Here is a 22085-nt window from a genome sequence, read left to right on the forward strand (position 1 = left end):
AATTAAGCGTCGATTTTACCAATAAAGCGGTAACCTTCACCATGGATGGTGCTAATTAGCTCAGAAGTAGAATTATCACTTTCGAAGTGCTTACGAATACGACGAATCGTTACATCTACTGTACGGTCATTAGCGCGAAGCTCACGGCCAGTCATATGCTTAATAAGTTGCTCACGGCTAAAAATACGCCCTGGAGAATCAAGCATTAAACGTAGCGCTCTGTATTCACCTTTAGGTAAACGCTTAGCATCACCATTTGGTGACGTTAAACAACGGCTGTTTTCGTCAAGTTCCCAACCGTTAAATGTAATTACACCGTTGGTTTCTAGCACTGACTCTTCGCCGCCTAGCGCTGTACGGGTAATTAAGTTGCGAGCGCGTATAGTCAATTCACGAGGGTTAAAAGGTTTAGTGATGTAATCATCAGCACCAATTTCTAAACCTAAAATACGGTCTACATCGTTATCACGGCCGGTTAAAAAGATTAAACCGACTTTACGTTTTTGGCGTAATTCACGTGCTAAAATCAGCCCGTTTTTACCCGGTAGGTTGATGTCCATAACTACAAGATTGACGTCATCATTATTTGTAAGCTTGTCATGCATATCATCGCCATCAATGGCTTCAATAACTTTGTAACCTTCAGCTTCAAATAAACTCACGAGGTTTAGTCGAGTTACGTCTTCATCCTCTACGATTAGAATGACTGGCGTTTGCATTATTAATTAACCTTTTTGGAATATTTTATTTACAAAAAATCGAATCTTAACTAAATAATTCGATTACTAGAGATTATAGGATTATACCCAAATGTTAACAAGAAAAAACAAGTTGGATAAAAATAAAACAGTAGGGGTGTTCCAAACTAACCAAAAGGCATTGTGCAAAAACTACTGTTTAATGATATATAACGGATGCAGCTTTTTGAATTATGAAAACGAAGCCATTTCCTTTAACAATTGATACATCCACCAATCGCTTAAAGGTACTAAAAATAATCGCGCAAATTCAAAACGGAATTATATCATTTTATAACCTTTCATCAATGTATGTGATACTGCAAAAGCAATAAAGTTCAGAAATTGTATCGCTTAATTATTAGATCAAGTTAAATAATTAAACATGAAATATCACATGCTCTCTCTATAAGGTCATTAAATGGTAATTCAAGTAAAAAGCGTAAATAAATACTCTTTTTTTAAACACTTTTTATGGAATTGTAATAACAAAGCGTACGCCGGGTTTTGCATCTAGGTCATACAGTATATGCCCACCCAGCGCTTGGGTTACCAAGTTGTACACTAAGTGCATGCCTAAACCACTAGCCCCTTGGCCCCGCTTAGAGGTTACAAATGGGTCAAATATCCTGTTTTTGACATTTTTATCAACGCCTTGGCCGTTATCTGTGTAGATTATTTTTATTTGTGGGCCTGTTATTTCTATATCAAACTTAATTTCGTTATTTTTGCTATTGCTAAAACCATGAATGGCAGAGTTTAAAATAAGCTGTTGGAAAATTTGTTGTAGTGGCTCAGATTTACTTTCAATGGTTAAATCACTCGGACAATTGATCACAACGTTAGGCTTTGACTTTATTAACTCTGATTGAATCGACATTAACACATCAGATATTAACCTATGGATGTTTACATGGGTTTTAATCCCATCATCTTGAATTACAGCTACCTTTTTAAAGTTAGAGATAAGGTCGGCCGCACGGTTTAGGTTTCTATAAATTAAATCAAGGTTTTCGATACCTTCGTCAATAAAGCGTTTTAATTGGTTAGAAGTAAGAGACTTATTATCAAAACTAAGCTGAATATCGGCAAGTTTATCGCGCAGCAAGGTTGAGCCAGTAATACCTAGGCCAATTGGGGTGTTAACCTCATGGGCTACGCCGGCTACCATTTGCCCTAAAGATGCCATTTTTTCGTTTTCTACTATTTGTTCTTGGTATTGATGCATTCGCTCAAGGGTAGAAAGCAGTTCTTGGTTTGCTTCGCGCAGGGCTATTGTTCTTTGGCTTACCTTTTCTTCTAAGCTCTGGTTGAGCTGTTTGATCTCTAGTTTGTCTTTTTCATGACGTTCTATTTGCTTACGGGTGCGAGTAAGCATGATATTTAAGCTGTTTGATAAGGCTGTAACCTCTTTTACGCTGGTGCTTGGTGCGCGTACGTCATAATTATGATTTTTTGATACGTCTTGTAGCAATACACTTAAGTGTTCAATAGGGTTAGCGATACTTTTTTGTGTTTTTATCGCTATAAAGTACACAAAAAACAAAATAAACAGGGTAAGGAAAATATCTATAATAATTTTTTGTTTTATAAATTCATCTAGGCTTTCTAAGCTGCCACGCATATAAACGTAACCCACCACCTGCTCGTTATTAAGCACAGGTGTTATTAGCTCAATGTAGTTGTTGGTCACTCTTGGCTCGTTAAGCTCTTTAATGCTGTCTACGCGCAGCGGAACAGGTGGGGTTTTTTTAGCATTAAAGCTAATAAAAAATACAGGTTTACTCGATGTTTTTTCTATTGCGTAAATATGAATGTTTTTAACAAGGGGGATTTTTTCAAACGACTTTAGGCGTTTTTCTTCTGTTTTTCTGTCGTCTTTTACCAATGAATCAGCGGCGTCGAAAGCAACAATATCGGAAAGGATCACGAGCTTGTTTATGATCAGTTCCTTTTGTTCTTTTACACTCATATAAGTGGAAATTGAAACCGATAAAGTTAAACAAATAGCAGTGATAAGCATGATGGTGTTGATCAGCGCTTTTCGAATACTTTTTTGATGTACTTTTTTTGGCATTATTGCTGCATCGCCTAAGCATGAATATTTATATTTAGAACTTTAGTTTAGCAAAAACCATAGAAAGTGAAGGGAAATAGTGAAATTAATTCTGATATTTATTCGAAAGTTAGGCTAAGTATTAATTACACTTAGCCTAACTAAGTATAATTAGTTAGCTACTGTAAACGGCAAATTTGTTATTTTTGTACACAGTGTGGAAGCTACCAAATTGCGCCTCTAAAATTGGCGGGTATTTTAAAAAGCTATTAGCCACTATGCTTAGCTTTCCTACCTTGGTTAAGTGCTGCTTAGCATTTGATAAAAATGCTTCTGCAATTGTGTAGTCGGTCGCTATGCCAGTATGAAAAGGCGGGTTACTAACTATTAAATCAAACTTGCCGCTAATATTTTTTAAGCCATCACTTAAAATAGTGCCGCCTTTAATATTATTAAGCTTTAATGTTTGCTCAGTAGCATAAGTTGCAAGTGCGCTCACATCGCTGCAAGTAAAAGTCAGTGCTGGGTTTTTAATACCTAAAAAAGTGGCTATTAAGCCTGCGCCACAGCCAAAATCTAGTACATTACCTTGTTTAGTGGTCGGGGCATTTTCTAGTAGCATTTTTGTGCCAGCATCTAAAGCGCCGTGGTTAAATACTCCCGGAACACTGATAGCATCAAACTCTAATCCTGCTACATTTACTCTAAACGTTTTATGGTAGCGGCTAATCTCAAAGGTTGGGTTGTTCTCTAGTTGCTCAAATGAGAACAAAATACAATGCTTAGCTGAGTCAATTTTATTACTGTACTGCGCTTTGCCCGCGAGCTGTTTTTCTATCGACTTAACGCCACTTTTATTTTCGCCTACCACAAGGAGCTGTGCTTTTTCGTTAATCACGGCGCGAATATTATCAAGTGCCATTAATACTTCAGGCTTTGATTTTGGGTAGTAAAGAATGACTAAATCGTAATCGTTGGCGGCCATTTCATGGTTAACACACACGTTTATGCCATTTATTTTTTTAGCAAATTCCCCATTAGCATGGTTATAACTAAATGCGGTGATGGCACTTTGAGGATTTAGCTGCTTTAGCTCTGCTAAAAAGCCATCTTGAACAAAGTTGACCACCAAGATAGATTTTCCCACTAGTTCTTCGCTATTACGAAGTAACAGTAAACTTGGGTTGGTTAATACGCTCATAAATGGCTTTGCCTTACAAATTATTGATTAGTAAATTAGTGTAATTATTTTGTGCGCTCAAACATTAAGTCCCATACGCCGTGACCTAAACGGTGGCCGCGCTGTTCAAACTTAGTTAGTGGGCGCGAATCAGGGCGAGGTACGTAGTCGTTGGTAGATGACTGATTTTTATAGCCTGGCGCTGCTTGCATAACTTCTAGCATGTGCTCGGCGTAGTTTTCCCAGTCAGTAGCCATATGAAAAACACCGCCAATTTTTAATTTGCTACGCAGTTTTTCAGCAAATTCTGTTTGCACTATACGGCGTTTATGATGACGCTTTTTATGCCATGGATCAGGGAAGAATAACTGCAGCGTTGTTAAGCTTTCATCTGCAAGGCAGTCAGCGAGTACTTCTACCGCATCGTGTTCAAATACACGTAAATTAGTAACACCGGCTTCATCTGCATCCATTAAACATGCACCAACGCCTGGGCGATGTACTTCAATACCAATAAAGTTTAGGTGCGGTGCATTTTTTGCCATTTCAACTAATGACTTGCCCATACCAAAACCAATTTCTAATACTACATCATTGTTATTGCCAAATACTTGGGCTAAGTCGAGTAGGCCGTTTTTGTGCTCAAGCCCCATAGTTGACCAGCATTTTTCAATTGCGGCAGCTTGGCCTTTAGTTAAGCGGCCTTCGCGTTTTACAAAACTGCGAATTGTGCGGATATACTTACCTTCTTGCTTAGCTTGCTCAAGGTTGTTGTTACTTGATTCACTCATATTATTGGCCTGACAAAAACAATGTGTTTAAAAATGGTTGCGTATTATCCCTGACCACGCAGCTAATCACAAGTATTAGCGTGTTATAGCCCCTTCATACCTTGATCTTTTTATTAACTGCAATAGACTGAGCCGCTATTGAGCATGAGTAAAAGTAGTATATGTTGGATTTAAATAAACAGCAGTCAGACAAATTTGCTAACCAAGTGGTTCAGTGGTATCACCTTCATGGGCGTAAAACACTGCCTTGGCAACTAGGTAAAACACCGTATAAAGTGTGGGTGTCAGAAGTAATGTTACAGCAAACGCAAGTTGTTACGGTTATTCCATACTTTGAAAAGTTTATGGCAAGCTTCCCAGATATCATTGCTTTAGCAAATGCAGATGAAGATTTAGTGCTGCATCATTGGACTGGCTTAGGTTACTACGCACGGGCACGTAACTTACATAAAACGGCCAAAATAGTGCGAGATAAATACCAAGGTAAATTTCCAACTACACTTGAAGAGGTCATGGATTTACCCGGAATAGGGCGCTCTACGGCAGGTGCGGTATTATCGCTGTCGCTTGGCCAGCACCACCCTATTTTAGATGGTAATGTTAAGCGAGTGCTTGCCCGTTATTTTATGGTTGAAGGATGGTATGGGGTAAAAAAAGTAGAAAACCAACTTTGGCATTTGTCTACCCAGTTAACCCCTAAAAACAATGTGACTGAGTTTAACCAAGCCATGATGGACTTGGGCGCCAGCCTTTGCTCTCGCAGTCGCTTTGACTGCCAAGCGTGCCCACTTAATAGCGATTGCGGTGCATTTAATGCCGGTAAAGTAAAAGAGTTTCCTCATTCTAAACCTAAAAAAGTGGTTCCTAAAAAGAGTTGTCATCAATTAATTATTCAGCATGACGAGAAAGTTTTAATGGAAAAGCGCCCAAGTAGCGGTATTTGGGGCGGTCTGTTTGGCTTTTTTGAGTTTAACGAATACAGCGAAATGGTGTTATTTTTAAATCAGCAAGGCTTAAAAACCGAGCTGGAAGAGTTAACGCCTTTTACTCATGTGTTTTCGCATTTTGAGCTGACGATAAATCCACATGTGCTTAATATTAATAACGTACCGGATGTAGTAAACGATAAACAACTTGTGTGGTACCCACTCGATCAATCTATAGAGGTGGGTTTAGCTGCACCGACTAAAAAGTTGGTTAAACAAATGAGCCCAATAGGTTAAACTATTAGCATTTAGCGCTTAAGAGAGTCAATTATGGCACGTACAGTATTTTGTCAAAAGTTACAAAAAGAAGCCGAAGGGCTTGGATTTCAGTTATACCCTGGTGAACTAGGCGAGAAAATTTTTAATAATATTTCTAAAGAAGCATGGGGCCAGTGGCAGCATAAGCAAACTATGCTAATTAACGAAAAGCATTTAAATATGATGGACCCAGAGCACCGTACGTTTTTAGAAGAGCAAATGGTTGGCTTTTTGTTTGAAGACAAAGACGTAGAAATTGAAGGTTATCGACCTCCTGAAAAGTAATTTTTAGGCATAAAAAAAGGGCTGTATAGCCCTTTTTTTATAGCTATATTTTATAGCGTTTCTTCATCAGTATTCGCTGAGCGCACTTGCTCTTTTAAAAACTGTGCGGCTTTAGAGTATTCAATTTCAAGGGTATCTCTTTGCGCTATTAGCTCATCAGTATCAAGCTCTGCATTTCGACACTTCTCTTCAAACTCTTCTGCACATTGCGCAACGGCCTCAGCACCAATAGTTTTAGAGATAGCCTTTAGCTGATGACAAGCACTGCTGATCTCGTCTCTGTCATTAACCATAACGCCGGAATTAATACTTTTAATTAGGCTTTGGCTTTGCTCTAAAAACATTTTGAAAAAGCGTAATTGTTTGGCTTCGTCGCCGTTTACATAAGTCGATACCGCGTCCATATTAATAGGCATGGCAGGCTTTTGATGAATAACAACAGTTTGGTCTTTATTATGCTTATCATACCAACGCTTTAAGGTATCTTCTAAGGCATTAAGCTCTATAGGCTTAGTAATAAAGTCATTAATACCTACCGCCAGGCAACGCTCTTTTTCACCTTTGAGCGCATTGGCAGTAACCGCAATAATATAAGGCTGAGCGTCTATAGAATCTAACAACTCGGCTTCATCACGAATTTTTTCAACCATATCGTAACCTGACATTTTTGGCATATGTAAGTCGGTTAATATGAGCGAGTAATTGTTTTGACGCCACATATCTAAACCTTCTTCACCGTTATTTGCCACTTCAACGCCATAGCCAAGTATATGCAGTTGGTCGGTTAAAACTTGCTGGTTTAGTAGGTTATCTTCTACTAATAAAATGAGTTTATTTGCATCGCGTGCTTGTTCAACATTTAAATAATTGTTGAGAGTTTTTGTTTTTTTAATTTGTTTAGGTTGATGCAAGCCTGCAGCTACCAATATCGACATCATAAAGTTAGATTTACACAGCGGTGAGGCATTAATATAAAATACATTTTTATGGTTTATGGCGGCTTCATCAAGCTTACTTAATACCACTACTTGTTGATTATTATCTTCAAGTGAGTAAATAAGACGACGCAGTAAAGAGTTAACTTTTTCCATATCATCTATGCCATCGACAACCCAGATAATGTCGTGCTGCTCTTGTTGAGCTTCTATTTCTTGCTGGTTGTGCACGTAGGTAATTTTAGCGCCCATAAATGATAAATAGCGGTACATTGCTTTTTCGCGCTCTAAATGATTACTCACTACCACTACATGTTTGCCATTGAGCGCATTTTTATGTGCGTACTTAATTTTTCCTGAGGTACCAAATGGAAGCTCAACGGTAAATTCGCTACCAATGCCTGCATGGCTAGTTACATTAATAGTACCGAGCATAAGCTCGGTTAAACTTTTACAAATAGAAAGCCCTAAACCAGTGCCGCCGTATTCACGGGTAATTGAGTTTTCAGCTTGCACAAACGGGTTAAATATTTCTCGCAGTTGCGCTTGGGTCATGCCCTTGCCATTATCGGTTACGCAAAAACGCAGCGTAAAATGATCCGCCGTATTATGGGCCACTTCTACCGATATTTTTACGTGCCCTTGGCGTTTGTCATCAGTACTGGTGAACTTAATTGCATTACTACAAAGGTTATACAGTACTTGGCGAACCCGTATTGTATCGCCCGTTAAATTAGTTGGAATATCTGGCGCAATAGAAAGCTCTAAATCTAATTTGCGCTTTTTAGCAACAGATGAAAGCACGCGAGCCACTTCTTCAATCGTATCAGTAACTGAAAAAGGCGTAGGGTCAATATTTAGCTTACCCGCTTCAATTTTAGAGAAGTCTAAAATATCATCCAAAATACTTAATAGTGAAAACGCTGACTCACGGATAATAGTACTTAAACGATGCTGCGCGCCATCAAGCTCTGTTTGTCTTAATAAATCTATAGTGCCAATAACGCCGTTCATAGGCGTGCGAATTTCATGGCTCATAGTGGCTAAAAAGGTCGTTTTAGTTTCGCTAGCGCGTTGTGCTTTTAATGTCGCTTGCTCTAATGCAATTGTTCTTTGTTGTACTTCGCTCTCAAGGCCAGTTTGTAATTTTTGAAGCTCTTTTTGCGCAGCCTCTTTTTCAGACATTACCGAGTTAACTTTATCTAGTAGCAAGTTTATGTTTTTAGCCACGCCAGATAAGCCTAATTCTAGTTTTTCACTTACTTTACTGTCGTAATTGCCATTTTCGGTAATCGCTTGAAGTTCTTCATTTAACAAATGGCTACTTTTACGTAAGCGAGTATTTATATAGGTATTAAATAGTAGAGCTAATGCAAATAAGGCAAACACGCTTACAATTGCAATAATATAGGCTATTACTTGCGAGTCTTGCTGCGTTAAAGGCGGTGCTGGTAACTGCTGTTTTATTATTAGCTCACCAATAGGCTGGTCGTTCAAAAGCAATATATGGTGCAATACACCTTGCTCAGTTAAATGCTCATTTACTTTTTTAGACTCGATAGCGGGTTTAGTGCTGCTATATACAAGTTGGGTTTCTGAGGTGGCATTAAAGCGATAGAGCGTATATTCAAACTCATCATCTAATACTGAAGTAAGCTCAAGTAGCTGGCGAACCTTGCCTTGCCCATACATAGTAAGTGCATCTACCATTGGTAAATCAAGTTGTTGTGCTAGCTGCGTAATACTTACTTTTTGTTTGGCTGCTGGTGCAGGTTGTGTGTTTTGCGAGTAAAACGCAAAGGCAACAATAGCAAGCGCTGTTACTGCAATATTAATTATTAAAAAAAGCGGCAGTAAGCCTTTCACCGGCGAAGAGAATTTACTCTGCATTGATTGTTCCCATTGGTATTTGTTTGTACGATAAGCCCTTATCGTATTTTCACAGTAATCGTATCATTTACGTAAAATAATTCACTACGTTTTTAGTCTGGTTTAATTGATTAAATTAAGGTTTTTTGTGAGCTTTTGTTGGATAAATAAACATTAGTCTATAAAAACTCGCTTTGTTGTGTGAAAACCGTTCAAACAGTTATAAAGAGTAAAAAAAAAGTTGACTTGTAAGGGCAAAACTCGTTTAATACGCCGCACGCCCAGATGGCTCAGTCGATAGCGCTGAGTGGGAATTGCATTAAAAATCATTTATGATTTTTAATTAGCACTGTTAAAGTGCCTCGATAGCTCAGTTGGTAGAGCAGAGGATTGAAAATCCTCGTGTCCCTGGTTCGATTCCGGGTCGAGGCACCATTTATTAAAGTAGTGGTGTTTAATCAATAGTTTAAAGGTCATTACGCGTGCCTTAGCACACAGTTTAGTGTGCCGACTTAGCTCAGCTGGTAGAGCAACTGACTTGTAATCAGTAGGTCAACCGTTCGACTCGGTTAGTCGGCACCATTTATTTTAGTAATTTGAAAAGAATACTGTAATCAGTAGTCTGTTCAAGTTACTCGTCGACTCGGTTAGTCGGCACCATTTATTCAAATTAAATGTTTTAAATATTTAATTGCACAGTTTTTGTGCCTCGATAGCTCAGTTGGTAGAGCAGAGGATTGAAAATCCTCGTGTCCCTGGTTCGATTCCGGGTCGAGGCACCATTTACTTTAAGTTCTCAATCTTTAAAATTGAACGTGCCTTAGCACACAGTTTAGTGTGCCGACTTAGCTCAGCTGGTAGAGCAACTGACTTGTAATCAGTAGGTCAACCGTTCGACTCGGTTAGTCGGCACCATTTATTTAAATTAAATGTTTTAAACATTTAATTGCACTGTTTAAGTGCCTCGATAGCTCAGTTGGTAGAGCAGAGGATTGAAAATCCTCGTGTCCCTGGTTCGATTCCGGGTCGAGGCACCATTTATATTAAAGCCCTGCATACACATGCAGGGCTTTTTTTTGCTTTAAATTTATTATGGACACAACAGTCCATATTAATTGGGTATATCCTCTCTTTTTCTCCCTTGTTTGCATGCGCATAATTACCTCATCAAAAGGTTAGGTGCTGTTATTACTCACTCCATTTACTCACTCAATATGATTGATTTAAGTAATAAAGTGCAGGGTACCTTTAGCACTAATAATGCCAATCCGTAATAATACTTAATCATTTTGCGGGGCTAAACGTGTCGCTACTGACGCTAAAAAATTCTCATTTAGAACAACTAAATAGCGAATTTTTTTTGCCTAGCTATCAACACGTTTTTCAAGCCTCAAAATAGATCACTTAATTAAGCGTATTGGTATAAGTAATTTAAAGCTGGAGCTAATTATGATCACGCAAATTGTTAAGTTTGAAATTAAAGACGAGCACATCGCACAATTTAAAGCGCTACTAGAAGAAGACAAGCAAGGCGCTAAAGCCGAAACAGGTCTTATAGAGATGCGTTTATATCAGGATAAAAACGAGCCAGGCGTCTTTTTTGCTTATGAGCGTTTTGAAGATCAAAATGCAGTTGATTACCATGGCGCACAAGATTACACACAAACGTTATTAAATGCGTTGCCTGAAATCAGCCAATCGGCGCCACAGGTCATGTTATTAGAAAATACAGTGCCAGCTCCGCTGCATGAGCGTAATACAAAAGTTGTTAACCCTGAAGATGATATATGTATTGTGTTTTTTATTTTTAAGATTAAGCCAAGTTTTAAAAATAAAGTCATTGAGCGTTTCGCAACTCATGTAACGCAAACGCGCAGCCAAGAGCCTGGTAACTTAGTGTTTGATTTGTATAGTATTGAAAATAACGACGATACATTAGTTGTTTATGAACATTGGCGCAGTGAATCTGCGTTGTGGGATATTCACTTTAAGCAGCCGTACGCAGTAAAAACAAGCGAATTATTAGCGCAAGCAGTTGTTGGCGATATGCAGCAATATATGAGCTTCGTTAAAGAAATTTAAAGGCTTGTGTTTAACAATATTACTTATCCCGTTTAGCAAATAGTGTATTACACGCTATTTGCTTTTTTGTATAAATACCCTCCAAATTCCCTGCCGGTTTTTATAATAACTGACTATTATGTTAATTCATCGCAACGTATGTAATGTTATGTAAAGTAAGTTGAGCAAAATTTGCCAAAGTGCTTGAATTACATTCATAAATGGCAGTAATTTAGGTTAACTATGATTTGGCAAACTAAGCCAACTTTATTGGCTCTTAGCTTGGTATTGTTGAGCGGCTGTGCGGGTACGCTAAACCCTCAGCAGCGCGAGCAAGCACCCAGCGACATTGCAGCGACATGGCAACATGGTTTAGCACAAAATGCACTTGCAGTAGATCAGCAATGGCTGCAAACGTTAGAAAACCCTTATATTGAAAACCTTGTTAATAAAGCACTAAATAATAATCAGGCTTTGCTGCAAAGTGCCTACGATGTACAAATACAAAAGCAGCAATTAATAATTTCAGGCTCTGCGCTTTGGCCCGATCTTGATTTATCTGCGCAAACTAGGCGCAGTAAAGACAATAGACCTGTAAGTTATGATAATGCCAGCTCTGTCACGCTAGAGCTAAGCTATGAAGTAGATGTGTGGGGTAAGTTATCTGATGCTAAACGCCAAGCCAACCTAAACTACTTAGCGCAACAAGCTAGTTTTGAGCAAGCTAAGCAGCAATTGGTGGCCGATGTTGTCACCGGCTGGTTTGATTTAGTAACCGCCCAGCAGTTACTCGATTTATATAAACGCCGAGAAGAAAACGCACAGCAAAACTTAGATATTATTGAATCAGGCTACCGCCAAGGTATTAATGAAGCACTCGATGTATATTTAGCCCGTAATGAGCTTAATAACGAGCGTACGCGTATTGCTAATCAACAAGCCACGCTTGTAAGCGCGTCGCGTTCTTTAGAGCGCTTATTAGGCGGCTACCCCAAAGGCGATATATCAGCAGAGGTTGAACTGCCTGTTTTTCTTTCGCCGATTAATACCGGTATTCCCTCTGAGCTAATTACACGCAAGCCTCAATTGCGCGCAAGCTGGTACCAGTTATTAGCAAGCGATGCAGGCCTAGCCTATGCACATAAACAGCGTTTCCCTAGTTTAAACTTATCAGCAAGCGTGAGTGATAGCACCGATAGAGTGAGCGATTTATTCTCGCCATCAAGCTTAGCGTGGTCTTTATTAGGCAGTATTTCTGCGCCAATATTTAATGGTGGCCAGCTAAAAGCAAATGAAGAAGTAGCACGCTTAAATGCACAAAAACAAGAGCAAGTATATTTAGATACCTTGTACGATGCATTCAGCGATGTTGAAAACGCAATTACTCAGCAGCAATCCTTGCAAGCCAGTTATAAAAGCACGTTAGAGGCGCAAGAAAACGCCCTTGCAGCAGAGCAATTGTCGTTTGAGCAGTACCAAAGCGGCTTAGTAACTTACACTACTGTGCTTGATGCCCAGTCGCGCTCTTTTGATGCGCAGAGCTCACTCATTGAAACAAAAAACCAGCTAATTGCTAACCGGATAAACCTATACGTTGCCCTTGGCGGCGATTTTAACGCCCCAACAAGCGAACCTAAGAGCAATAACGATGAAAACTAAATCAGCAAAACTTTTAATCCCAGCCGTAGTGGTGGTGGCCACCATTTTAATTGTTATGTTTATTAAGGGTAACCCACCTGAAGCAAAACGTTTTGGCTCACCTCCTAAAGCTACGGTGAGCGTATCGGTAAAAAAGATTGAACCACAAGACTACTTAATTTTTATTGATAGCTATGGCACGGTGAAGCCGCGTACTCAAAGTTTGTTAGTTGCTCAAGCATCTGGGCAAATTAATAAAGTAAGTGATGATTTTAGAGAGGGTGGTTTTTTTGAAAAAGGCGATGTACTGCTACAGCTAGATGATAGAGATCATCAGGCTGAGGTCAAATCGGCGCAGGCAGCATTACTTACTGCAGAGCAAAGTTTGTTAGAAGAAAAAGCCCGCGGCCAACAAGCAATTACTGATTGGAAGCGTTTAGGTGGATCATCGCAAGCGAGCAGCTTAGTACTTCGCGAGCCCCAACTAGCGGCTGCACAAGCCCAAGTACTTTCAGCACAAGCCGCACTTGAAAAAGCACAGCTTGATTTAGAGCGCACCCAAATTACTGCGCCTTACGCTGGGCGTGTGCTTAGTCGTAATGTAGACCTTGGCCAAGTGGTAAGCGAAAACACAGAACTTGCAACTATTTATGCCATAGACAGCGTTGAAGTGCGCTTACCAATTAAAAATAAAGACCTCTCGTATATTAGTTTGCCAGAGCAATACAGAGATGGCAGTAAAAACCAAGCCGGCTCACTCGTTAAGTTTAAATCTGACTTAGTGGGCGAGCAAACATGGCAAGGGCAAATAATACGCACTGAAGGCGCTATCGATGAAGGTGCGCAGCAATTGTATATTGTTGCGCAAATAAATGACCCTTACAAAGCCACGGCTAATAACCAATACCCAATTAAAATTGGGCAATACATCACAGCGCAAATTAGCGGTAAAACAGTGCCTGATGCGTTAATAATCCCTAATAGTACTATTTACCAAGGCAGCTACGTGTATGTGGTTGAAGAGGAGCTGTTAAAGCGTAAAAACATTACGCTTGCATGGCAAAATGCTACACAAGCTATGGTAAAAACAGGCCTTAATGCAGGCGATAAGTTAGTAATTACACCGCTTGGGCAAGTAAGTTCAGGCACAGCAGTAAGCATTTTAGGCCAAACCGATACGCAAAATATGCGAGCAAAAGGCCCAAATGGCGCAGGTAAAGGTAAGCGTCCATCGCGTGAGCAGCTAGAAAAAAAAGCGCAAGAAATGGGAATTAGTGTTGAAGAGCTAATACAAAAACGCCGCGCTGCACAAGGAGATAAGCCATGATTGCTTGGTTTACAAAAAACCATGTAGCAGCCAATTTATTGCTTATTACGTTACTGCTATCGGGTTTATTTAGTTTATCGAGTCAAATACCGCTTGAGGTGTTTCCATCGTTTGAAACAGATCGCATAAGTGTAAGCGTTACTTTGCGCGGCTCAACCCCAGAGGATGTAGAGCAAGGGGTTACCATTCGAATAGAAGAAGCCGTTCAAGATTTAGAAGGTATAGAGCAAATTTCTAGCCGCTCATCTGAGGGCTCTGCGTCGGTAACCATAGAAGTAGAAAGTGGCTACGACCCGCGCGAGTTATTAGCCGATATAAAAAGCCGTGTAGATGCTATAAACACTTTTCCGGCCGATGCTGAAAAGCCCATTGTGGCGCTTGCCGAGCGAAAACGCGAAGTAATAGCTGTTACCGTAGCGAGCGATTACGGTGAAAAAGAAACCTTAGAATACGCCGAGCAAGTTCGCGACGATATTTTACGCCTTCCGAATGTAACGCAGGTTGAGCTAAGTGGTGTACGCGATTACGAGCTCGCCATAGAAGTAAGCCAAGATACACTTCGCCAATATAATTTAACCCTTGCGCAAATATCCACTGCTGTGGCTAAGTCGAGCTCTGATATTTCGGCTGGTAATTTAAAAACAGAAGGGGGCGATGTACTTATAAGCTCAAAAGGGCAAGCTTACCGAAAAGATGAATTTGCAAACATTGTAGTTAAAAATCAAAGCGACGGTACAGTAATACGCTTAGGTGATATAGCAAACATTAATGATGACTTTGAAGAGACCCCAGTACGCACACGCTTTAATGGTAAACAGGCCGCCTTTATAGATGTATACCGTATAGGGCCGCAAAGTGCGATAGATGTCGCAGATGATGTAAAAAACTACATAGAGTCTAAGCAAAGCTCCTTACCACAAGGTTTTGAATTAAGTTACTGGGATGACGACTCTCAAGTTGTAAAAAGCCGTATTGCTACGCTAACCAGCAGTGCCCTTCAAGGGGGCATTTTAGTACTGGCTTTGCTAACCCTATTTTTACGCCCAGCCATCGCATTTTGGGTGTTTATTGGTATTCCTGTTTCGTTTATGGGCGCATTTATTGCGATGCCTATTTTTGGTGTAACCCTTAATATAATGAGCTTATTTGGCTTTATTTTAGTACTGGGTATTGTGGTGGATGACGCCATAGTAACGGGGGAGAACGTTTATACTCATTTAAAAACCGCAGAGTCGGGCGAACAAGCTGCCATTTTAGGCACGCAAGAAGTAGCAACACCAGTTACCTTTGGGGTACTAACAACCGTAGCGGCTTTTTTACCTTTAGCATTTATTGAAGGCGCGCGGGGTGCCTTGTTTGCACAAATTCCGGTGGTGGTTATTCCGGTATTACTGTTCTCGTTAATTGAGTCTAAATTTGTGCTGCCAGCTCATTTAAAGTACATAAAACTACGTAATCAAAAAACAAAATCATCAAAGCTTGAAGTACTTCAGCAGCGTTTTGCAGACGGATTTGAAAGCGCTATTTTAAAATACTATCAGCCTATTTTAGCTAAAGCATTGCGCTATAAATTAGCGACGGTGAGTTTGTTTGTTGGTGTGTTTTTTATAATTTTAACTTTAATAACCAGTGGTTGGACTAAGTTTGTATTTTTTCCGCGTATCCCAAGCGAAACCGTACGAGTAACATTAACCTTGCCCACAGGCACGCCGTTTGAAGTTACCAATAAGTATGTAATGGATATGTCGCAAAAAGCGCAGTTATTGCAAGACAAATACCGCGATGAAGATACCGGCGAAAGCGTTATATTAAATATTTTAGCCTCAACCGGTGGCCGTGGTGGCGTGTCTAACTCAGGCAGTGTGCGCTTTGAAATAACTCCTGCAGAGAGCCGCGACTCAGACATTGGCTCACGCGAGCTGGTAAGTGAGTGGCGCGATTTAATAGGGATTATTCCTGGCGCCGAAAGCGTAACCTTTAGGGCTGAAATAGGACGCAGCTCAGACCCTATAGATGTGCAGCTAAGTGGTACATCGCTCGATACGTTACAAAAAATTGCCGAAAGCGTTAAAGCGCGCTTAAGTACTTACCCAACCGTATTTGATATTGCCGATAGCATGTCTGATGGTAAAGAAGAGTTGCAAATAGAGCTTACCGAGCAAGGCTTTGCTTTGGGCTTAAACCGAGTTGATGTAGCAAACCAAGTACGTAACTCGTTTTTTGGCTCGCAGGTGCAGCGTATTCAACGCGGGCGTGACGACGTGCGCGTTATGGTACGCCTACCTATTGAAGAGCGCCGCTCTGTAGCCGACTTACAAAATATACTTATTACTACGCCTACGGGCGGCTCGGTGCCACTTTCGCATGTAGCTACATTAATTGCAGGGCAAAGCCCTTCTACTATTAACCGAATAGACCGCTACCGCACACTTAACGTGACTGCCGACATAGAAAAAAGCAATACCAACATGACCGCGCTGCAAGCCGACCTAACTGAGTATTTAGATGAATTAATGCAGCAATACCCAGGTGTTGATTACAAGCTAGAAGGTGAAGCTAAAGAGCAAAGAGAGTCGTTTGGCTCGCTTGCTTGGGCATTGTTATTTGTATTTTTTATTATTTACTCACTATTAGCTATACCGCTTAAATCGTACATGCAGCCAATTATTGTAATGAGCGTTATTCCGTTTGGCATGATAGGCGCTGTAATAGGGCACTGGGTTATGGGGATGGAGTTAACCATTATGAGCTTACTTGGTATGTTGGCACTTATTGGTGTGGTGGTTAACGACTCACTTGTGTTGGTCGACTTTATTAATAAAAAACGCAGTGAAGGCGGCAAAATTATTGATGCGGTTAAACTTGCAGGGGCTGCACGTTTTCGCCCAGTAATGCTCACAAGTTTAACCACCTTTATTGGTTTAATGCCGCTACTATTTGAAAAGGCGACTCAAGCACAGTTTTTAATTCCAATGGCAGTAAGCCTTGGCTTTGGTATTGTGTTTGCTACGTTTATTACGCTTATATTAGTGCCAGTAAACTATATGCTGATGGAGCGTTTTCAAAGCTGGTTTAGATAAATAACGAAATGTGTTCTAGGACTAAGCTGTGGTTGATTAATATCAATTGCAGCTTTTTTTTGCTAAAAATTTATAAAGGTAATAAAGAGTATTTAAAAACAGGGGAGTAGCAAAAAATGCAAAAACAGAAAAATAAGAAAAGTGTTCCCCAAGCGTGCGGTGTCCGGCGTCAGTCCTGAAACCAGAAGGTTTCAGGGCGGAAAGCTGCGGTCTACCGTAGGCTTCTCGGTACATGCCGAGCTTGCACAATAGTAGACGAACAGAAATCCTGGTATAAAATTTATCGGCTCAGGGACTTAACCAAACTCCGGCACCCCAGGGAACAAGTTCAGTATATAAGACATAATCCATTCCTTAAACCCCAAACGTAAAAAATTGAACCGTTCGAGCATTTTTCGCCCGCTGGTAACTCGCTATTTACTTATCATGCTACTTTTTGAGCAGGATCATACAATTAATTGGAGTTGCTTTTTATCGAGTGGTAGCATTGCCTTAACTAGCAAAGCGAAGATATAAACATGAGCGACTTACCAGATTACCAAAAAGCCCAGCTGCTTTTAGAAAAAAACGAAATTTTTGTCTCACCGGCAGAAGCGCACGGCGTAATTAGTGGATTACTAGCGTGTGGTTTAAGTATTGATGACAAAGAATACTTAGGCCTATTAAGTGATGTATTTAATGATGGCCAAGCGTTTAGCAACGACCTAAAGCAGTTTTTTGGCACCATTTATAAGCAAGTGGTAGCAAGTTTTAACGATGAAGCTTTTGCGTTCGATTTATTTTTACCAAGCGATGATGAAACACTCATCGATCAAGCCAATGGTCTCGTATCATGGGTTGCAGGGTTTATGCTTGGATTTGGTTTAAAGCAAAAAGATTACGGTAAGTTATCGGCAGATGTAAAAGAAGTTATTAGCGATTTTAGCGAAATTACACGCCTGGATACCATGTTTGACGAAACCGAAGAAGACAGCCAAGCCCTGCATGAAGTGATTGAATATGTACGTGTATCGGCATTGCTTTGTTTTGCCGAGCTTGGCAAAGAAAAAGCACCTAAAAAAACACTACATTAATCTAAATAAAACGGGTTGTTAAAGCATGGTTGAAATACAAAAGTCAGAATTTAAAGCACGCCGTGAGCGTTTACTTGCGAAAATGGATGCAAATAGTGTGGCCATTATTCCTGCGGCCAGTGAAGTAACGCGTAGCCGCGATACGGAATATGCATTTAGACAAGACAGCGACTTTTTTTACTTAACCGGCTTTAACGAACCCGATGCCGTTTTAGTGCTGTGTAATAACAGCGATACGCCAAGTACGTTATTTTGTCTTGATAAAGATAAGCTGGCCGAAATTTGGCACGGCCGCAGAATTGGCTTCGAAAAAGCTAAAAATGAGTACTTATTCGACGAAACTTACGCATTAAGTGAGCTAACTGAACAATTATTAGATTTGGTTAACGGTCAGCAGATTTTATTTTATGCACAAGGCGCTTACCCAAGTTTTGATACCAAAGTATTTACCTTGTTAAACACACTTCGCAGCGCGCCTAAAAAAGGCTATCAGGCACCGAGTACGATAAAAGATGTGCGTGGTCTTATTCACGAAATGCGCTTGTTTAAATCGCCAAGCGAAGTAAACATTATGCGTGAAGGCTGCGAAATAAGTGCCCGTGGGCATATGCGTGCAATGCGTTATTCGCACCCTGGTGCTACAGAGTTTCAGCTAGAGGCAGAGCTGCATCATCATTATGCAATGAACGGAGCACCGCACCCAGCGTACGGCACCATTGTTGGTAGTGGCGATAACGCTAATATTTTGCATTACACGCAAAATAGCGATGTGTTAAAAGATGGCGACCTAGTATTAATTGACTCAGGGTGTGAGCTACAAGGCTACGCTGCCGATATTACGCGTACCTTTCCGGTTAATGGCAAGTTTAGCGAACCTCAAGCCGCGCTTTATAACATTGTACTTAAAGCCCAAGAAGTGGCTTTTGAAGAAGTTAAACCCGGCGGGTTTATGTCGCATGCCAATAAACGTGCAATGGAAGTAATGACTCAAGGTTTACTTGATTTAGGTATTTTAACCGGCGACTTTGATGAGTTAATGGCAAAAGGTGCCTGTAAAGAATATTACATGCACGGCCTTGGCCACTGGTTAGGCCTTGATGTTCACGATGTAGGCGATTACAAACAAAACAATGTTGAGCGCGCATTTGAGCCAGGCATGGTTTTAACCATAGAGCCTGGGCTTTACATTAGTGAAGATTCAAACGCACCGCAGCAATATAAAGGCATTGGTATTCGTATCGAAGATAATTTACTTATTACCGAGTCAGGGCATGAAAACCTCACCCTGAGTGTGCCTAAAACCATAAACGATATAGAAGCACTTATGCAAAGTGCAAAAAGCGCATAAGCTTGGAGAAATAAAGTGGCTAAGCAGTTTGATGTCGTTGTTATTGGGGGCGGGCTTGCAGGGGCAAGTTGTGCGCTAAGCATTGCTAAAACAAACCCTTCACTCACTATTGCTGTAGTAGAAGCAAACCAAGTAACGGGCGATTACCACCCAAGTTTTGACGACAGAAGTATTGCTCTTGCACAGCAGTCGGTTGAGTATTTACAGCAGTTAAATTTATTTGAGCCAAGTGCGCCATACACAGCAGCAATAAAAAAAGTAAGCGTGTCGGATCGTGGTCACTTTGGTAAAGCACATATTAGTTGCGACGAGTTTGCTAAACCGTCATTAGGTTACGTGGTTGAGGTAAACCCGTTTGGCCGCGCACTTTATCAGCGTTTAACGCAAGCGAGTATTGCACTTTATTGCCCCGATAGCGTAAGCGCTATTAAGCAAAGCATAAACAGTAATGAGGTTACTTTACAAAGCGGCGAGCAACTCAATACTAAACTACTGGTTATTGCTGATGGTGCGCAATCTCCAACCCGTAACTTACTTGGTTTAGGCTTTAATACTCAGCCCTATGAGCAAGGCGCTATTATAGCCAATGTTGAAGTAGCAGGCGGGCATAACAACCATGCGTATGAGCGCTTTACCGAGCACGGCCCGATGGCACTTTTACCAATGAGCAATAACCGTTACTCATTAGTGTGGTGCATGAAACAACAGCACGTTGAGCAGCATACCGTTTTAAGTGAAAGCGACTTTTTAAATGCGCTACAAAGTGCATTTGGTTACCGAGCAGGGCAATTTACAAAAGTGGGCACACGCACAAGCTACCCGCTGGTTTATGGCCAAGCTGAATCATTAACGGCGCATCGTACAGTAGTCATTGGTAACGCTGCGCATGCTATTCACCCTATTGCAGGGCAGGGCTTTAATTTAGGCCTGCGTGATGTACAAGTACTTAGTAATTTAATTGCAACAAGTAAAAACGAGTTAGGCTGTTATGCGTTTACCCGTGAGTATTCACTAAAGCGTAGCAGCGATATAAATACCGTAATGAGTTTAACCGATGCACTGGTTAGGCTTTTTTCAAACTCGTCACGGGTATTAGCGCTTGGGCGCAGCATTGGGCTTTTCTCAATGGATTTATTTCCCGTATTAAAAGCACCGTTGGCCAAGCAGCTAATGGGGCAAGTTAAACAAGGTACACGTTTATGAAGCAAGCACAGGTTTGTATAGTGGGTGGTGGCTGCGTAGGCTTAACCCTCGCGTTAGGACTCGCTAAAGCCAATGTAAGTGTTGTGGTGTTAGACGCCGCGCCAAAGCAATTACCGCCAAGTGATGAATACGCCTTGCGCGTAAGTGCGCTGAGTATTGCAAGCCAAAACCTGTTTGAGCAATTAAACGTGTGGCCACACATAATGGCAGAGCGAGCGTGCGCATATACGCATATGGACGTACGCGATGCCGACAGCTTTGGTAAAATAACCTTTAATAATGAGCAACTTGAGCTTGATCACTTAGGCCATATAGTTGAAAACGATATTATTCGTTTTGCACTTATAAAAGAGCTAGAGCAACAACCAAGTGCCACGTTGATGTTTGATACTGAGTATCAACAAATACACCAAAGTGAGTCTGATGTATTTATAACCCTTAAAAGCGGTGAGCCTATTATTGCTAAGCTGCTGGTGGCGGCCGATGGCGCAAATTCGGCTATTCGTAAACAATTTAATATGGCGCTAAGCTTTAAAGATTACGACCATCATGCATTGGTTGCTACGGTTAAAACCAAAGAGCCACACGCAAACACCGCACGCCAAGTGTTTTTACCAACTGGGCCACTGGCTTTTTTACCCCTTAGCGATGACAACACCCATTCTATTGTGTGGTCTACCAGCCCTAATCATTGCGATGAATTGCTAGCAATGGACGACGCTACTTTTAATAAAGCTGTAATGGCAGCCATAGATGGCCAATGTGGGCTGTGTGAAGTGCAAAGTAAACGCGCAGCATTTCCACTTAAAATGCGCTACGCCCAGCAATGGGTGAGCGGCAAAGTGGTATTAATGGGCGATGCAGCTCACACCATTCACCCACTTGCAGGGCTTGGTATGAACCTAGGCCTAAAAGACGCCGCGTATTTAATTGAGCTACTGACCAGTGATAGTAAAGAGTTTGCGAGTACCCGCACGCTTCGCGATTATGAGCGCACCCGTAAGCTCGACGCGCAAAAGCACATAGCCATGATGCAGGGGCTTAAAGAATTATTTGAAGGGGCCAACCCGGTTAAAAAGCTGATACGTGGAGTCGGGCTATCACTCGTTGATAACCTAGGCCCAATAAAACACCTATTCGCCAAAGAAGCGATAGGCAAATAACGTAGGTTGGGAAGAGCGAAGCGAAACCCAACGTATAAAGTAAAGTAGTTAGTTTTTAGCTATCAGCTTTCAGCTGTTAACTTCCAGCAAAGAAA

Annotated in this window: 15 protein-coding genes, 5 tRNA genes and 1 other RNA gene; 15 read left to right on the plus strand and 6 right to left on the minus strand. The window is 40.9% G+C overall.

What is annotated here, in order from left to right; all coding sequences use genetic code 11:
* Positions 1-2: 2 nt before the first annotated feature.
* The 4 genes from arcA to trmB form a co-directional block, all read right to left on the minus strand.
* Entirely contained in the window at positions 3-719 is a 717-nt protein-coding gene (arcA, locus tag EJ103_RS03175; RefSeq protein ID WP_004587530.1) for a two-component system response regulator ArcA, read from the minus strand.
* A 490-nt stretch (positions 720-1209) separates the two neighbouring features.
* On the minus strand, positions 1210-2814 hold the full coding sequence (locus EJ103_RS03180) for a HAMP domain-containing sensor histidine kinase (protein WP_126006011.1): 1605 nt from the start codon (positions 2812-2814) through the stop codon (positions 1210-1212).
* A gap of 154 nt (positions 2815-2968) precedes the next feature.
* Positions 2969-3994: a methyltransferase gene (locus tag EJ103_RS03185; protein ID WP_126006013.1), complete on the minus strand. Its 1026-nt coding sequence runs from the start codon at positions 3992-3994 to the stop codon at positions 2969-2971.
* A gap of 44 nt (positions 3995-4038) precedes the next feature.
* On the minus strand, positions 4039-4764 hold the full coding sequence (gene trmB / locus EJ103_RS03190; protein WP_126006015.1) for a tRNA (guanosine(46)-N7)-methyltransferase TrmB: 726 nt from the start codon (positions 4762-4764) through the stop codon (positions 4039-4041).
* Between the two features lie 161 nt (positions 4765-4925).
* Here trmB and mutY point away from each other — a divergent pair, with 161 nt between their 5' ends.
* Together mutY and EJ103_RS03200 are read left to right on the plus strand one after the other, a co-directional pair.
* Positions 4926-5987: an A/G-specific adenine glycosylase gene (gene mutY, locus EJ103_RS03195; protein WP_031289382.1), complete on the plus strand. Its 1062-nt coding sequence runs from the start codon at positions 4926-4928 to the stop codon at positions 5985-5987.
* A gap of 33 nt (positions 5988-6020) precedes the next feature.
* Positions 6021-6293, plus strand: coding sequence for an oxidative damage protection protein (locus EJ103_RS03200; protein WP_004587535.1), 273 nt, complete (start codon positions 6021-6023; stop codon positions 6291-6293).
* A gap of 50 nt (positions 6294-6343) precedes the next feature.
* Here EJ103_RS03200 and EJ103_RS03205 read toward each other — a convergent pair whose 3' ends face one another.
* Positions 6344-9118 carry a hybrid sensor histidine kinase/response regulator gene (locus tag EJ103_RS03205; protein ID WP_126006017.1) on the minus strand — a complete coding sequence of 925 codons (2775 nt, stop codon included), beginning with the start codon at positions 9116-9118 and terminating at the stop codon, positions 6344-6346.
* A 338-nt stretch (positions 9119-9456) separates the two neighbouring features.
* On the opposite strand from EJ103_RS03205, the gene EJ103_RS03210 reads away from it, so the two are divergent.
* From EJ103_RS03210 to EJ103_RS03250, 9 genes are all read left to right on the plus strand, one after another.
* Positions 9457-9532, plus strand: a tRNA-Phe gene (locus EJ103_RS03210).
* 71 nt (positions 9533-9603) lie between these two features.
* Positions 9604-9679, plus strand: a tRNA-Thr gene (locus tag EJ103_RS03215).
* Between the two features lie 124 nt (positions 9680-9803).
* A tRNA-Phe gene (locus tag EJ103_RS03220) sits at positions 9804-9879 on the plus strand.
* 57 nt (positions 9880-9936) lie between these two features.
* A tRNA-Thr gene (locus EJ103_RS03225) sits at positions 9937-10012 on the plus strand.
* A gap of 46 nt (positions 10013-10058) precedes the next feature.
* Positions 10059-10134 (plus strand) — tRNA-Phe (locus EJ103_RS03230).
* A 412-nt stretch (positions 10135-10546) separates the two neighbouring features.
* On the plus strand, positions 10547-11179 hold the full coding sequence (locus EJ103_RS03235) for an antibiotic biosynthesis monooxygenase (RefSeq protein ID WP_055254966.1): 633 nt from the start codon (positions 10547-10549) through the stop codon (positions 11177-11179).
* A 222-nt stretch (positions 11180-11401) separates the two neighbouring features.
* A complete protein-coding gene (locus EJ103_RS03240) occupies positions 11402-12817 on the plus strand; it encodes a TolC family protein (protein WP_126006019.1) in 1416 nt (471 codons plus the stop codon).
* A complete protein-coding gene (locus EJ103_RS03245; RefSeq protein ID WP_126006021.1) occupies positions 12807-14123 on the plus strand; it encodes an efflux RND transporter periplasmic adaptor subunit in 1317 nt (438 codons plus the stop codon). The genes EJ103_RS03240 and EJ103_RS03245 overlap by 11 nt, the downstream gene beginning before the upstream one ends.
* The gene (locus tag EJ103_RS03250) at positions 14120-17203 is read left to right on the plus strand and encodes an efflux RND transporter permease subunit (protein ID WP_004589597.1); all 3084 of its coding nucleotides are present in this window, start codon (positions 14120-14122) and stop codon (positions 17201-17203) included. The genes EJ103_RS03245 and EJ103_RS03250 overlap by 4 nt, the downstream gene beginning before the upstream one ends.
* A 141-nt stretch (positions 17204-17344) precedes the next feature.
* Here the strand turns inward: EJ103_RS03250 and ssrS are convergent.
* Positions 17345-17528: non-coding RNA, 6S RNA (gene ssrS, locus EJ103_RS03255), on the minus strand.
* 193 nt (positions 17529-17721) lie between these two features.
* On the opposite strand from ssrS, the gene EJ103_RS03260 reads away from it, so the two are divergent.
* The 4 genes from EJ103_RS03260 to EJ103_RS03275 are packed head-to-tail and all read left to right on the plus strand — an operon-like array spanning position 17722 to position 21990.
* Positions 17722-18276 carry a UPF0149 family protein gene (locus EJ103_RS03260; RefSeq protein ID WP_004589599.1) on the plus strand — a complete coding sequence of 185 codons (555 nt, stop codon included), beginning with the start codon at positions 17722-17724 and terminating at the stop codon, positions 18274-18276.
* A gap of 25 nt (positions 18277-18301) precedes the next feature.
* Positions 18302-19624 (plus strand): Xaa-Pro aminopeptidase, encoded by a 1323-nt coding sequence (gene pepP, locus EJ103_RS03265; protein ID WP_004589600.1) that lies wholly within the window; start codon positions 18302-18304, stop codon positions 19622-19624.
* 15 nt (positions 19625-19639) lie between these two features.
* A complete protein-coding gene (ubiH, locus tag EJ103_RS03270) occupies positions 19640-20827 on the plus strand; it encodes a 2-octaprenyl-6-methoxyphenyl hydroxylase (protein ID WP_126006023.1) in 1188 nt (395 codons plus the stop codon).
* Positions 20824-21990 (plus strand): FAD-dependent monooxygenase, encoded by a 1167-nt coding sequence (locus EJ103_RS03275; RefSeq protein ID WP_126006025.1) that lies wholly within the window; start codon positions 20824-20826, stop codon positions 21988-21990. Before ubiH ends, EJ103_RS03275 begins: the two co-directional genes overlap by 4 nt.
* Positions 21991-22085 lie beyond the last annotated feature (95 nt).

Origin of the sequence: Pseudoalteromonas sp. Xi13 (genome assembly GCF_003952205.1) — a bacterium.
GTDB classification, from domain to species: domain Bacteria; phylum Pseudomonadota; class Gammaproteobacteria; order Enterobacterales; family Alteromonadaceae; genus Pseudoalteromonas; species Pseudoalteromonas atlantica.